Annotated in this window: 18 protein-coding genes; 14 read left to right on the top strand and 4 right to left on the bottom strand. The window is 66.3% G+C overall.

The genetic code is table 11. The annotated features are described in order from the left end of the window. Positions 1-103 precede the first annotated feature (103 nt). Positions 104-382, bottom strand: coding sequence for an SHOCT domain-containing protein (locus tag NV1_RS14825; protein ID WP_067891106.1), 279 nt, complete (start codon positions 380-382; stop codon positions 104-106). 425 nt (positions 383-807) lie between these two features. Here NV1_RS14825 and NV1_RS14815 point away from each other — a divergent pair, with 425 nt between their 5' ends. The 4 genes from NV1_RS14815 to pspAB (NV1_RS14800) are packed head-to-tail and all read left to right on the top strand — an operon-like array spanning position 808 to position 3,367. Next, on the top strand, positions 808-1,587 hold the full coding sequence (locus NV1_RS14815; RefSeq protein WP_245713725.1) for a PspA/IM30 family protein: 780 nt from the start codon (positions 808-810) through the stop codon (positions 1,585-1,587). Continuing rightward, positions 1,584-1,862 (top strand): PspA-associated protein PspAA, encoded by a 279-nt coding sequence (gene pspAA / locus NV1_RS14810; RefSeq protein ID WP_067891097.1) that lies wholly within the window; start codon positions 1,584-1,586, stop codon positions 1,860-1,862. The genes NV1_RS14815 and pspAA overlap by 4 nt, the downstream gene beginning before the upstream one ends. Before the next feature lie 5 nt (positions 1,863-1,867). Next, positions 1,868-2,785, top strand: a complete 918-nt coding sequence (htpX, locus tag NV1_RS14805; RefSeq protein ID WP_067891094.1) for a zinc metalloprotease HtpX — start codon at positions 1,868-1,870, stop codon at positions 2,783-2,785. A gap of 6 nt (positions 2,786-2,791) precedes the next feature. Next, on the top strand, positions 2,792-3,367 hold the full coding sequence (gene pspAB / locus NV1_RS14800) for a PspA-associated protein PspAB (protein ID WP_067891092.1): 576 nt from the start codon (positions 2,792-2,794) through the stop codon (positions 3,365-3,367). A 25-nt stretch (positions 3,368-3,392) separates the two neighbouring features. On the opposite strand, the gene NV1_RS14795 is transcribed toward pspAB (NV1_RS14800), so the two are convergent. Together NV1_RS14795 and NV1_RS46350 are read right to left on the bottom strand one after the other, a co-directional pair. Continuing rightward, complete coding sequence (locus NV1_RS14795; RefSeq protein ID WP_218026979.1) at positions 3,393-3,917, bottom strand: SRPBCC family protein; 525 nt, start codon at positions 3,915-3,917, stop codon at positions 3,393-3,395. Positions 3,918-4,125: 208 nt separating this feature from the next. Beyond that, positions 4,126-4,635: an aspartate/glutamate racemase family protein gene (locus tag NV1_RS46350; RefSeq protein WP_218026978.1), complete on the bottom strand. Its 510-nt coding sequence runs from the start codon at positions 4,633-4,635 to the stop codon at positions 4,126-4,128. Between the two features lie 46 nt (positions 4,636-4,681). On the opposite strand from NV1_RS46350, the gene NV1_RS14785 reads away from it, so the two are divergent. The 8 genes from NV1_RS14785 (at position 4,682) to NV1_RS14755 (ending at position 10,365) form a co-directional block, all read left to right on the top strand. Continuing rightward, positions 4,682-5,440, top strand: a complete 759-nt coding sequence (locus NV1_RS14785) for an SDR family oxidoreductase (RefSeq protein ID WP_067891089.1) — start codon at positions 4,682-4,684, stop codon at positions 5,438-5,440. A gap of 19 nt (positions 5,441-5,459) precedes the next feature. Continuing rightward, a complete protein-coding gene (locus NV1_RS14780; RefSeq protein ID WP_084525423.1) occupies positions 5,460-6,251 on the top strand; it encodes an SDR family NAD(P)-dependent oxidoreductase in 792 nt (263 codons plus the stop codon). Positions 6,252-6,322: 71 nt separating this feature from the next. Next, entirely contained in the window at positions 6,323-7,030 is a 708-nt protein-coding gene (locus NV1_RS14775; RefSeq protein WP_067891083.1) for a hypothetical protein, read from the top strand. Between the two features lie 124 nt (positions 7,031-7,154). Next, complete coding sequence (locus tag NV1_RS14770; RefSeq protein WP_084525379.1) at positions 7,155-8,117, top strand: sigma-70 family RNA polymerase sigma factor; 963 nt, start codon at positions 7,155-7,157, stop codon at positions 8,115-8,117. Positions 8,118-8,129: 12 nt separating this feature from the next. Beyond that, on the top strand, positions 8,130-8,360 hold the full coding sequence (locus tag NV1_RS14765; protein ID WP_067891081.1) for a hypothetical protein: 231 nt from the start codon (positions 8,130-8,132) through the stop codon (positions 8,358-8,360). 158 nt (positions 8,361-8,518) lie between these two features. Then, complete coding sequence (gene pspAB / locus NV1_RS46805; protein ID WP_373864617.1) at positions 8,519-8,686, top strand: PspA-associated protein PspAB; 168 nt, start codon at positions 8,519-8,521, stop codon at positions 8,684-8,686. Positions 8,687-8,798: 112 nt separating this feature from the next. Next, positions 8,799-9,374: an NUDIX domain-containing protein gene (locus NV1_RS14760; protein ID WP_067891078.1), complete on the top strand. Its 576-nt coding sequence runs from the start codon at positions 8,799-8,801 to the stop codon at positions 9,372-9,374. Between the two features lie 316 nt (positions 9,375-9,690). Continuing rightward, positions 9,691-10,365: a class I SAM-dependent methyltransferase gene (locus NV1_RS14755; protein ID WP_067891076.1), complete on the top strand. Its 675-nt coding sequence runs from the start codon at positions 9,691-9,693 to the stop codon at positions 10,363-10,365. On the opposite strand, the gene NV1_RS14750 is transcribed toward NV1_RS14755, so the two are convergent. Further along, positions 10,362-11,273: a LysR family transcriptional regulator gene (locus NV1_RS14750; RefSeq protein WP_067891073.1), complete on the bottom strand. Its 912-nt coding sequence runs from the start codon at positions 11,271-11,273 to the stop codon at positions 10,362-10,364. The two genes, NV1_RS14755 and NV1_RS14750, sit on opposite strands and share 4 nt — an antisense overlap. A gap of 126 nt (positions 11,274-11,399) precedes the next feature. Here NV1_RS14750 and NV1_RS14745 point away from each other — a divergent pair, with 126 nt between their 5' ends. After that, positions 11,400-12,119 carry an SDR family oxidoreductase gene (locus NV1_RS14745; RefSeq protein WP_067891930.1) on the top strand — a complete coding sequence of 240 codons (720 nt, stop codon included), beginning with the start codon at positions 11,400-11,402 and terminating at the stop codon, positions 12,117-12,119. A 206-nt stretch (positions 12,120-12,325) separates the two neighbouring features. After that, positions 12,326-13,414: a hypothetical protein gene (locus NV1_RS14740; protein WP_067891070.1), complete on the top strand. Its 1,089-nt coding sequence runs from the start codon at positions 12,326-12,328 to the stop codon at positions 13,412-13,414. Positions 13,415-13,448: the final 34 nt, after the last annotated feature.

Genomic DNA, 13,448 nt, shown 5'->3' with positions numbered 1-13,448 from the left:
CGCCGACCGGACCGGGGGAACCGTGCACTGCCGAGCCGGGGTGCTCGCTCCCGCGCGCCGAAACGCGCACTCGACCTCGCAGGTATCGGCCCGCGCCGAGGTTTCAGCGTTCGACGGTGCCGGATGCCGATTTGCGCAGTACCGCGAGTCGGCTGTCGTACTCGGCCTGGTCGATCTCACCGCGGGCGAACCGCGCGGCCAGGGTCTCTTCCGCCGTCGGCGGATGCGGCGGCGGTGGCGGTGGGGTCGGTCCGCCGCCCTGCGCCGCGTACCGGACCAGCAGCACCAGTCCCGTGATGAGTACCGCCCAGAACACGACCATTCCGATACCCATCCATGCATATCCCCAGCCGGACATGTCGTGGTTGTACCAGAACATCATTTCGCCGCTCCCTTGTCCGCGTCGGCGAATCACGTCGCCGCCGATCCGGTGTTCAGCTCAGGGTGCGTCCCGACCCGCGGTATGTGATAGGGCCGATGGGCTCCTCGGGCCCGGACCTACGATCCTTCGGTGGGAGTTCGGCTGATTCGGCCGGAGAGCGACTCCTCGGCCGGATTCGCCTCGTCGGCCAGTGCGGTGCTCGGGTCGTCACGCGGGTAGCTGCTTCGTCCGGCGGATCGCTCTCGGCGGCGCCCGAGGCGTCGAGCGGATGCGGTTGGCAGGTACTTCGGCGGTGTTCCCGCAGTGGACCGATCGAGAGTCCGTGAGGGGGCGGCGGTTCGTTCCATTGGTGATCGGATGGGCGACCGATGCCCCGGGCGTCCGTGACCTTTGGTCCCTACCGCGTCGGGGTGGCGTGGAGGAGGTTGGGTGAGTGGGATTCTCTTGCAGAGGAAGTGATCGCCGTGAGTATCACCCGACGCATCGCCTTGCTGTTCCGGGTCAAAGCGAACAAGTTGCTCGACCGCAGCGAGGACCCGCGTGAGGTTCTGGACTATTCGTATCAGCGCCAGCTCGAGTTGCTGGCCCAGGTGCGGCGCGGCTTGGCCGACGTCGCGACCAGCCGTAAACGCGTCGAGTTGCAGGAGAACCAGCTTCGGCAATCCGCCGATCGCCTGCAGAGCCAAGCGCAGCAGGCGGTGGCCCAGGGGCGCGACGACCTGGCACGCGAGGCGCTGACGCGACGTGCGGCGGCCCTTGCTCAGGTGGATCAGTTACGGCCGCAGTACGACGACTTGGCCGCTCAGGAGGCCAAGCTCACGACCGCCTCGCAACGATTGGAGGCGAAGGTCGAGGCGTTCCGGACCCGTAAGGAGACCATCAAGGCCACCTATACCGCCGCCGAGGCGCAAAGCAAGGTCAGCGAGGCCGTCACCGGCATTTCCGAGGAGATGGGCGACGTCGGGCTGGCGATCCAGCGGGCCGAGGACAAGACCGCCCAAATGAGCTCGCGCGCACAGGCTTTGGACGAGCTGATCGCTTCCGGCGCGCTGGCGGATGCCACTGCCGCCGTGGGTCAGCGCGACGATATCCAGGCCGCACTCGATGCCGGGCGTGGCAGCACCGTCGATGCCGAACTGGCACAGCTGAAAAGCACGCTCGCCCCGGCGATCGAGGCCCGCGCGCAGGAAGGGAGCGGGTCATGATCGTGCGAATTCTCGGCGAGGGCCAATACGTCGTCGAGGACAGCCACCTGGCCGACCTCAACGAACTCGACGACCAGCTGATGGACGCCGCCGAAACGGGCGATGACACCCGGTTCGCACTGGTCCTGCACCGGATGCTGGCCAGCGTGCGGGATCTCGGTGCGCCGGAGGCGGACGACTCGCTGATCGCGTCGGATCTTGTCCTTCCCAACGTCGACATGCCGCTGTCCGAGATTCACGCGATGCTGCGTGATGACGGACTGATTCCGGGGTAACCGCGATGCGTACTCGTTTCCGGCCGGATCACAAGCTCACGGCCCGCATGGGCGTGACCATGTTCTTGCTCGGGCTGATCTACGTCGCCTTCATCGCGGCGCTGGTGGTGCTGATCAAATCGGTCGTGGTGATCGTGCTGATCGTGGGCGGGCTGCTGTTCGTGCAGTTCTGGTTCTCCGACCGGATCGCCCTGTACGCCATGCGCGCCCGCATCGTCACACCTGAGCAGGCGCCACAGTTACACGGCATCATCGATCGGTTGTGCGCGACCGCGGATATGCCCAAACCGCAGGTCGCGATTGCCGATCTGGACATGCCGAACGCGTTCGCCACCGGCCGCAGTCCCCGCCGCGCGGTCATCGCGGTCACCACCGGTCTGCTGCATCGCTTGGATGCCGATGAACTCGACGGGGTGCTGTCCCACGAACTGTCGCACATCGCGCACCGGGACGTGGTCGTGATGACCACCGCCTCGTTCATCGGCGTGCTCGCCGGCCTCGTCGCACGATTCACCCTGTACTCGGCCATGTTCGGCGGTGGCGGTGGCCGGGACCGCCGCAGCGGCGACCAGCTGTTCCTGCTCATCATGGCGGTGATGGCGATCTCCGCGGCCGTCTACGCGATCAGCTACCTGCTCCTGCGGGCCCTGTCCCGGTACCGGGAACTGGCCGCCGACCGCGCCGGGGCCATCCTCACCGGCCGCCCCTCGGAACTGGCGTCGGCACTGACCAAGATCAGTGGCGATATCTCCCGCATCCCCAGCCGCGACCTGCGTGCCGAGCAACCCTTCAACGCCTTCTTCTTCGCACCCGCCCTCGGTGCGGGAGCGAGCCTGTCCCTGCTGCTGTCCACCCACCCCAGCCTCGAGCAGCGCCTGGACCAGCTGGCCCGGCTGGCCACCGAACTCGGCCAGGAAACCTGAACGGCAATGAACTGGCTCGATTCGATACTGGGCCGCACCCAGCCCGTGCAGCCCAATCTCGATGTGCTGTTCGAGATTCCGCTCGCGGCCTACACGCTGCAGGCCGCGCTCGACCTTCGCTCCACCGGCTCCGGGGCGGTGTGTTTCAAACCGGCCGAGGGCGCCGGTGCCCGGCAATCCGAGGCCGAGATCCTCGACTTGTTGCACCGCGAGCCGGACGTCACGGTGGCGGTGACGACCGACGATTTCGGCTTCACCTGGATCACCTGCCAGCAGGAGGTTGCCGACCTGTCCGCGTTGGTGACCGCGCTGCACGCGATCAATTCGACCTTGTCCGACAAGGGATTCGGCCCGAGCCTGCTGTGTACGGTCATCGGCTTCGCCACCGCCGACACCCCACCACACCGGCTCGGCCTGGTCTACCTGTTCAAGCGCGGCACCATCTACCCGTTCGCGCCCACCGGCGACACACACCGCGACAACACCCTCGAATTACAGGTCCGAGCAGCACTTTCCAGCGAACTCCCCATCGAACCCGACCTCGAGCGCTGGTTCCCGCTCTGGAATGCACCGCTGACATGAACTTTCGGGCAGCCTCGCCGCCGACTCAATCGGATTGGGCGAGAAATTGTTCCAGATTGTCCAGCATCATCCGCCATTGCTTCTCGGACTCCGGGATCTCACCTTCGCTGCGGTTGTTGCCCTGACGAATGGTCAGTATCGTGCCGCCAGGCACCTCGGCCACGATGTAGGTGACGGTGTGATAATTCTCCGGCACATCAGGTGCCCCGGTCAACGGGCTGTAGTGACTGACAACGAGCCGCGTCGGCGGCTCGAACTCGAGCACTTGGCCGCGGTCTTCGTATGACTTCCCCTTCCATTCACCGCGCCACCGGATGGGGCCGCCGACCCGCCAGTCGGTGACCACATCGGTACCGAAGAAGTACTGCCCGATCTCGCTGGGATCGGTTAGCGCCCGCCACACACGCTCAGGAGGGTACGAAACGGTCGTGGAGACCACAGCATCGGGAAATTCCATGATCAGGATTGCCTTTCGTTTCGAGTTGATCTCACGCCAGTCTGCTGAGGCGAGCTCATACCCATACTGAGGCGATCCCACCCCGAAAATCATCGCCGCAGCTCAGTTCGGCCGTCCAGGAACGTGACGGCGATTGTAATGGCGATGACCGGAGACGCTCCGGCTACTGCTCCGGCTGCGCGCAGTCCGTTGTGCTGGGGCGAGTCCGGATGCGGCGGTGACGAACACGGTCGGGTGGGGCGGCCGGCAGCACGCGGAGGCCACACCGGCACCCATCCGGAGCGGTGATTACCCGGGCAGGTCACTGGTCGGCCGCGCCAAGCGCTGCGGCGACGGCCGCCTCGGCGTGCAAACGTGTGGTGGCGAAGACCGGAACCGGGCTGTCGTCGGGTCCGATCAGCAGCTCGATTTCGGTGCAGCCGAGGATCACTCCTTCGGCGCCGTGCGCGACGAGGTCTGCGATGACGATCTGGTACGCAGCGCGCGACTGGTCCCGGATAACACCCTGGCACAGTTCCTCGTAGATGATGCGGTGCACCGTGCCCCGGCCTTCAGCATCTGGAACGAGTACTTCCAGTCCGTTCTCGGTCAACCGACTCCGATAGAAGTCCTGCTCCATCGTGAACGCAGTTCCCAGCAGTCCGACCCCGTGGAGATTATGTGGTTGGCTCGCGCCTTCGGAAACTGCCCACGGCTGAAGCTGATCGGTTTTGTACTGGATCAGTGCCGATGATTTTCGCGGTGAGCTCGCCTCTGTACGTGTAGGAGGTGATTGGCATGACCGCAACGGTCGTGATTCAGTACCAGGCACGCAGCCAAGACCGGAGGTTCGGTCGGCTCCTCGCAGGAGAGTCGAAATGAGCCCGGCCGATCAGCCGGGCACCACGGCGGTGGTCACCGGCGCCGGCCGCGGATTCGGTGCGGCGATTGCCGCCGCACTGGTCAGCGAGGGGCACCGGGTCGTCGGTGTCGCGCGTACCGCCGACGCACTGGCCAAGGTGCAGCAGGAGCTGGGTTCGGTGTTCGTCCCGGTGGTAGCGGATGCAGCTGCCGAGGAGACCGCCCGCACCCTGATCCAGCAGTACCAACCTACGTTGCTTGTGCTCAACGCGGGCGCGACCCCCGGCATCGGCCCAGTACACGAACAGACATGGGAATCGTTCAGCCGCAACTGGCAAGTCGATACCCAGCACGCCTTCCATTGGATCCGCGCGGCCCTGCGGCACCCGTTGGCGCCGGGCAGCCTGGTGGTGGCCATATCCAGCGGTGCCGCTGTGGGCGGCTCCCCGCTGAGCGGGGGATATTCGGGCGCGAAGGCGATGATCCGATTTCTCGCCGGATACGCCGCCGAGGAATCCCGCCGCGCCGAGCTCGGCATCGGCTTCGCCACCGTGCTGCCGCAACTGACCCCCGCCACCGAACTCGGGGCCGCCGGGGTCGCCGCGTACGCAGGCCGCCGGGGAGTCGACCCGGCCACGTTCGCGGCGGCATTCGGACCGCTGCTCACACCCTCCCTCGTCGGAGCCGAGGTCGCGCGGCTGTGGCAGGACACCGATAGCCACGGCGAGCACCGGGTGTACCAGCTCAACGGTCATGGTCTTCACGCGTTGGCGTGAACTACAGAAAGAGAAGATTATGTTGCTGGAAGGCAAGAATGTCGTCGTCTACGGCGCGGGTGGCGCGGTCGGCAGCGCGGTGTCCCGCGGTTTCGCGCACGAGGGTGCCAGGGTGTTTCTGACCGGGCGGAACCCAGAGGTTATCGGCACGGTCGCGAAAGAGATCACCGCCGCAGGTGGCGCGGCCGAGACAGCGGTGGTGGACGCCGAGGACGAGAACGCGGTGACCGAGCACTTGGCTGTGGTGGTCGCGGACGCGGGCAGTGTCGACGTGTCGTTCAACGCGATCGGGCTCTCGCCGGTGGGATTGCAGGGCATCCCGCTCACCGACCTGCCGGTCGAGAACTTCCTGCGTCCGATCGAGACATACACCCGGGCAAATTTCATCACGGCGAAATCCGCTGCGCGGCACATGATCGCCCAGAAATCGGGGGTCATCATGATGAACACCCCCGAACCGGCCCGCCTGCCGACGCCTCTGGTGGGCGGGATGAGCGTGGGCTGGGCGGCGATGGAAGGTCTCAACCGGGCGCTGTCGGCCGAATGGGCCCAGCACGGCATCCGCGCGATCTGCCTGCGCACCACAGGCATGGCGGAGACGCCGACCATCCACACCGTGTTCAGGCTGCACGCGGATGCGATCGGCATGGCAAAGGATCAATTGCTCGAGATGGAGGGCGCGATGACCCACCGCAAGCGGTTGACCGCGCTAGCGGAACTCGCGCAAGCGGCAGTGCTGCTCGCCTCGGACCGGGCCTCGGCGATGACCGGCACCGTCGCCAACCTGACCGGCGGACTCATCGTCGACTGACCAACCCCTTCGCCCCGACCACCGCACACCATGTCGCTGGTCGGGGCATGGCCAATAAAGGAGTAACAGCAATGAATGACCTGCTCGCGACTGCGGTCGCCGCGCACGGCGGCCTGGACCGGTGGAATCGGATCCGGACGATCACCGTCGATGCCGCCGTCACCGGCGCCTTCTGGCAGATCAAAGGACAGGCCGACGCGCTGACGAAGATCCGCTTCGAGGTGGACACCACGCGGGAGCGGTTGACGATGGATTTCGTCGGCCAGGACCGTCGATCGGTCTTCGAACCCGACCGGGTCGTGCTGCAACAACCCATCGGAACCGTGGTCGGCACGCGCGAGGACCCGGAGCGGTCATTCGACGGCCACGAGTTCGAGACCCCCTGGGACGACCTGCATCTCGCCTACTTCACCGGCGAAGCACTATGGACGTACCTGAATACGCCGTTCCTGTTCACCTGGCCAGGGTTCGTCACCGAAGAGATCGCCCCGATCGAGGTCGACGGCGAAAAATGGCGGCGGTTGGAAGTGACCTTCCCCGTCCACATCAAGAGCCACACCCGCACACAGATGTTCTGCTTCGGCCCGGACGGATTGCTGCGCCGCCACGACTTCACCATCGACATCGTCGGCCACACAGTCGAGTCACAGCTGGACGCCACCGACTACCGCGACGTCGACGGAATCATCATCCCCGCTACGCGACGTGCCTACGCCCCGATGGGTGACGAGGAGATCGTTTTCGTCGGCATCGACATGGCCGAGATCACCACGCGCTGACCTGAATTCCCTTTCCGCACAGAGACTCTCAGTGAGGTCGATATGAACAACGCCTACCGCCACCAGGTCGTCGACGGCCCGCCCAGGCGCGCCGCACACCCCACCACCACAGAATCGGCGGATCATGCGCACCATGACTGAAGCCAAGGCCGGCGACAAGGATTTCGAGAGGCTGAGCGAACCGTTCCGGCGTGAGCTGCTCGCCTACTGCTATCGCATGCTCGGTTCGGTCGACGACGCCGAAGAGGTGGTGCAAGAGGTCTACCTCGACGCCTGGCGTGGCTTTGCGGCGTTCGAGGGACGGTCGTCGCTGCGTACCTGGCTGTACCGCATCGCGACCCGGGCGTGTTTCAAGGCGCTCGAGAAAAGCAGACGCCGGCCGCTGCCTGCGGATCTCGGCGCTCCCCAAACGGATCCGGACGCGACGCTCGGTGCGTCGGCTCGAGAGGTGCCGTGGCTCCAGCCGATGCCCGATTTTCTGTTCACCGCCGCCCCGGCCGATCCGGCGACGGTCGTGGTGGAGCGCCAGACCATGCGGCTCGCGTTGGTGGGAGCGCTCCAGCAGCTTCCGCCGCGACAACGGGCCGTGCTGATTCTTCGCGATGTGCTGCAATGGCGGACCGCCGAGGTGGCACATCTGCTGGAGATGACGACCGCGGCGGTCAACAGCGCTCTCCAACGCGCCCGAACCCAGGTGCCGCTCCGTCAGGACGACCTGACCGAACCTGCCGAGCCACAACTGCGGGCCCTGCTCGACCGCTACGTCACCGCCTTCGAAACCGCCGACGTCGACCAACTCGTCGCGGTTTTGACCGAGGACGCGAGATGGGAAATGCCGCCGATCGCAACGTGGTTCGAAGGCCGCTACACCATCATTTCCTTCCTCGCCAAGCAGATGCGAGTGATCGGACCCGCGACACTGGTCCCCACCTCCGCCAATGGACAACCGGCGTTCGCGGTGTACGCCCGCGGCCACGACGGCCGAAACCACCCGCACGCACTGCACGTCCTGACCCCCACATCCGGGGGCGTCGGCCGGATCGTCGCGTTCCACGGCGCAGGACTGTTTCCACTGTTCGGACTGTGACTCCGCAGCCGTATGTCCCAACCAGAAAAAGACACCGAGTGCGGCGACGAACTCGACAAGCAATTACGGCTGTTCTGCTACCTCATGCTCGGCTCAGCCGACGCCGCCAACCACATGATGCGGCAGATCCACCGTCACGCACTCGAACATCGAGGCGCTCAACAAAATCAGCAATCAGAACGCGCCCGACTGTTCGACATCGCCGCCGAACTCTCCGGCGCCCGACATTGCTCATCGTATTGATTAATTCCGGGCGTTGGCGGCGATGAATTGCGGGGACTGTTCGCCTCTACCTGAGTAGGAGGTGATCGCCATGACCATATTCCGCCTCGAGGACGGCGTCGGGTTCGTCCATGTCGTCGGATTCGACGGCACCGTAGACCCCACCACACCGGCTCGGCCTGGTCTACCTGTTCAAGCGCGGCACCATCTACCCGTTCGCGCCCACCGGCGACACACACCGCGACAACACCCTCGAATTACAGGTCCGGACAGCACTTTCCAGCGAACTCCCCATCGAACCCGACCTCGAGCGCTGGTTCCCGCTCTGGAATGCACCGACGACATGAACGTTCGGGCAGCCTCGCCGCCGACCCGTCCCGGCCCGGCTCCTGGCCGGGCTCGCGCCCGGTAGCCGCCGGCCGATATTCTCGTCGGTACCGGGGGCTATGGTCACCGGACATGCAGCCCGCCACCGCGCTCGTCGCCGATATCGTGACATCGATCGAACCACTGGACTCCCTCGAACGGCAGCACATCGACCATGCCCTGGCCTGGCTCGCCGGCACCGACGACATCTTCCGACGCGCCAAACCCGCGACCCCATCCCAGCACCTGGTCTCTTATGTCGTACTCGTCGACCCCGACGAGTCCGGCATCTTCCTGGGCCGTCATCGACTCGCCGGACTGCACCTCCCGATGGGCGGACACGTCGAACCGGGCGAACACCCCCGCACCGCGGCCACCCGCGAAGCGGCAGAAGAACTCGACATCGACGCCGAGTTCACCGTCGTCGGCGACCGCCCGCTGTTCCTCACCGTGACACAGACCGTCGGCAAAGACCTTCCACACACCGACGTATCCCTGTGGTACGTCGTCCGCGGCTCCAGAAACCACGAATATTCCCTGGACCCAAGGGAATTCGACGGCGGCAGCTGGTGGGACATCACCCGGGGCACCACCCCGGAATCCGACCCGCACCTCGGACGCTTCCTCACCAAACTCCAGGCCGGGATATCGCCGGGCGAGTCAGCCTGAACAGCCCGGTCGGCCAGCCGAATACCTTGACCTACAACAGATCCGGAATCCGGGGACATCGACGCAGGGTTCGTGAACCACCGCAGGCAGGGTGTCACCTCCCGAATGTGGCGACGCCTCTCACGCTCACCTCAACTCTCGTCTGGAGCTGTGCCGGATGATTGCCCCGCGACCGTTTTCGGTCATGCGGCGACCAGCGCCTGAACGAGATTCTCCTGCTCCGCTGTGCCATATGTCCGACCAACCGGATTTTCCGGCCCAGCAATTGCGGTAACTGGATGTACGCCACAACGCCTTCCGACGTATAGTGGGGGCCATGACCAGCGGCACCGCACCGGCGGGGCAGGGGTCGGACTTGTGGGCGCGGGCTTTCGCGGCACTGTACGACCCGCTGTTGTGGCGCGGCGAGCGGGCGGGGATGGCAGATCGCCGGCGCCAGTTGCTCGGTGGAGCACGAGGACGGACGGTCGAGCTCGGCAGCGGTACCGGCCTCAATTTGCAGTACTACCCCGATGAGCTCGAAGAGCTGATTCTCACCGAACCCGAGGCCGCGATGCGCACTCGGTCGGACGCGCGGCAGCGCAGCCTTCAGCGGAGGGCGAAGGTGCTCGACGCGTCGGCGGATCAGCTGCCGTTCGCGGAAGAATCCGTGGACACGGTGGTCTCCACGCTCGTCCTGTGCACTGTCGACAGCCCGGAGGCGGTGTTGCACGAGGTCGAGCGCGTGCTGCGCCCCGGCGGCAGGCTGCTGTTCCTGGAGCACGTCCGCTCGAAGTCTCCGCGACTGGCCCAGTGGCAAGACCGCCTCGAAGGTCCGTGGCGCCGGTTCGCGGAGGGTTGCCGCTGCAACCGCGCCACCCTCGAGTTGATCCGGGCGTCCGGATTGGAGCTCGACGACGCTCAGGAAGCGAACTGGCGGGGAATGATGGTCCCCATCGTCCGACCGCTGATCATCGGCGCGGCGACCAAGGCGGGCGGCCGACGCGCTTAGCTCGTGATTCGACCGGGTGACCCCGGCGTAGGCGCGCCTTCCTCGGCCGCGGCACGCGCGGTTGTCTCGGCGACTGCGCGAGCGGCGGCGAGGAAGGCATCGACCAACGGGGATTCGCGGGATTCCGGTACGGCCAGGCACACCTGGTCGGGGGCAAGCTCGGGGATGGGGACGTAGCTGATGTCGGGGCGGGAGTAGAAGGCGGTGGCCGAGCGCGGCAGGAACGAGATGCCTCGGCCGGCCGCGACGTGCTCCAATTTCTCCTCCACGCCGCGCACGAAATGACCCGTGGTGGGATGTGGATGCCGGGTCGGCTGGGTGTGCGGGTCGACGTGCCAGATCAGCGGCTCACCGGCCAAATCGGCCTCGGAGACCTCGGCCTTACCGGCCAATCGGTGGTCTGCCGACAACACCACCACGCGCGGTTCGGTGAACAGCGGGGTCACGCGCAGGCCGGTCTCGTCGATCGGCAGGCGCACATAGGCGACGTCGACACGGCCGTCGAGCAGCATCGCGGCCTGATCGTCCCACTCCAACCGCTGCACGTCGACGATAACGTCCGGATGCGCGACCCCGAAGGCGCGTACCGCGTGGGTGACCACGATGCCCATCCGGAATCCGACCACCAGCCGACGACTCTCCCTCGCGGCCACCGCAACTCGACGTCGCGCCGCATGCGCGGATGCCAGCAGCGGCCGGGCATCGGCGAGCAACTGCGCGCCCGCGACGGTCAGCGTCACGCCGTGACTGTCCCTGGCGAACAGTGACGCGCCGAGATCGTGTTCCAGCGCGCGAATCTGCCGGCTCAGCACGGGTTGCGCGATATGCAGATCCTCGGCGGCCCGCCCGAAATGCAGCCGGTCGGCGACGGCCACGAAGTATCGGAGCTTACGCAGATCCAGATCCATGGCAACCTCCGATTTCCGGCAATGCCTCCAGGGTATCGCCGAGGCCGAAAGAGGTCTTGGACACCCCTTCCGACCAGCGGCATCGTGGGAAATGTCCAACCGCGCAAGAGAAAGAAGACCTACGAGATGACTCTCGAAGACAAGCGTGTGGTGCTCCTGGGCGGCACCGCCGGTATCGGCCTGGCCACCGCGCAAGCGGCCGCCGCGGCGGGTGCACGGGTCGTGGTGGTGTCCAGCAACCCGGACAATGTGGCCAAGGCATCGGCTCAGCTGCCGACCGGCGCGCAGGGCGAGACCGTCGACCTGAGCCGTGAGTCCGAGATCGAGGCGCTGTTCGCACGGCTGGGCGCATTCGATCACCTCGTCTACACCGCGGGCGAGTCGCTGGCGCTGTTCCCGTTGCAGGATGTGGCGATCGATGCGGCGCAGCGGTTCTTCCAGACCCGCTTCTGGGGTGCGTACACGAGCGTGAAATATGCTGTGCCGCATATCAATACCGGCGGCTCGATCGTATTGTCCAGCGGCAGTGCGGTGCAGCGGCCGACGCCGGGCTGGACGGTGTCGGCGAGCATCCTGGGTGCGATCGAGGCGCTGGGCCGGGCTCTGGCCGTAGAGCTGGCGCCGATCCGGGTGAACGTCGTGCGGCCCGGACTGGTGCGCACCGAACTCTGGCGAGAGTTCCCGGTGGACGTGCGGGAGGAGTTGTTCCGCACGCACGGCGGCGCGTTGCCGGTCGGCCGGGTCGGCGCGGCAGAAGATCTGGCCCGCAGTTATGTGCACTTGATGGAGCAGGAGTACGCCACCGGCGGCGTTCTCACCGTGGACGGCGGCGGCCTTCTCGTCTGAGCGGACGGTACGGGCGATCGCGATCCGCGTGTCGGACAATTCGAACCTCGATCCCGATCGCCCCGACCCGGCGCCGGAAACACGCCGGACCGCAATTCGCACAATACGTTTGGCCCGCGGCACCACGGCCTAAGCTGTCCGACCAGAACGTGCGGAAGATTTCAGAGGTCCGGAAACGAAAAGGCGCTGTGCCCAGGAGGAGTGGAATGTCGGAAATCGATCTTCGGCGAGTATCGGGCCTGATATTGGCCGCGAGCATGGTGTCGCTCGCGGTCGTCCTCGGAACCGGACAGGCCGGTGCTTCGCCCGCCGAGCCCGCGCGAGCGCCCGCACAGGCGTCCGCCGCACCACTCCCAGCACCGCTGCCGCAGGTCGAACAGGGTCAGAACCCCGCACCACTGCCGAGCGAACTCGCTCCACTCGCACAGCAATTGGCCGGAGTCGTGCCCCCGGACCTGCTGTCCCATATTCTGCCCCCGAACACGTTGCCGGACATCGCATCCCAGCTCGCGTCACCGAAAATAATTCCGCACATGGCACCGCCGAATTTCGCTCCGGCGGTGCCGTCGCCGAATACCATCCCGGCGGTGGCGGCACAGCACAGCATTTCGACAACGGCAGCGCAGGACGCGAGTCCGCAAGACGCGCCACCGAATTCCGAGCCCCGAGCCGAGGCGCCGAATATCGCACCCCGCATCGCAATACCGAATTTCACGCCACCGACCGCGGTACCCGATATTTCGCCTGCGATCACGCTGCCGAAAATGACGCTGCCGATCGCTCTGCCGGATGTCGTCCGCACGACCGGTCTGCCGGATCTCCTTTCCTCGATCGCCCGAACGGCACAGGGTACGCAAATCGGCAATAACGCCACCACGATTCCGCTGGTGACCGATTTGACGACACCGTCCTCGCCGACCGCGGATACGCCGGATCCGACGCAAGCGGTGCAGACATTCTGCAGCTACATCCCGGCGAGTCCCGCGCGATGCAGTGCCACGGTCGTGGATGCGGGCGTGGGCGCTGCGATCGGTGCGGGTATCGCCGCAGGACTGAGTATTCCGCTGGCGATTCCGCTCGCCCTGACCGGTGCGGTCGTGGGAATGGTCGTCGGAACTCCGTTCGCGCCCGTGGGGATGGTCGTGGGCCCGCTACTCGGCGCAGCGGCGGGCGCAGCCGTCGTCGCCGGACCCGCGGCCGTACTCGGCGGGGCGATCGGAGCATCGATCGGCACGATCGTGGGCATCACCGCCCCGCTGCCGGCGAAGGCCACCGTCGACCTCCCCGTGCGGTAGACGCGGACGGCAGCCGCGCACTGATGCCAGCGCC

Source organism: Nocardia vaccinii NBRC 15922 (assembly GCF_001613305.1).
Lineage (GTDB): Bacteria > Actinomycetota > Actinomycetes > Mycobacteriales > Mycobacteriaceae > Nocardia > Nocardia vaccinii.
The sequence above is the reverse complement of the archived record's forward strand: the minus strand, read 5'-3'. Positions and strand labels throughout refer to the sequence as shown.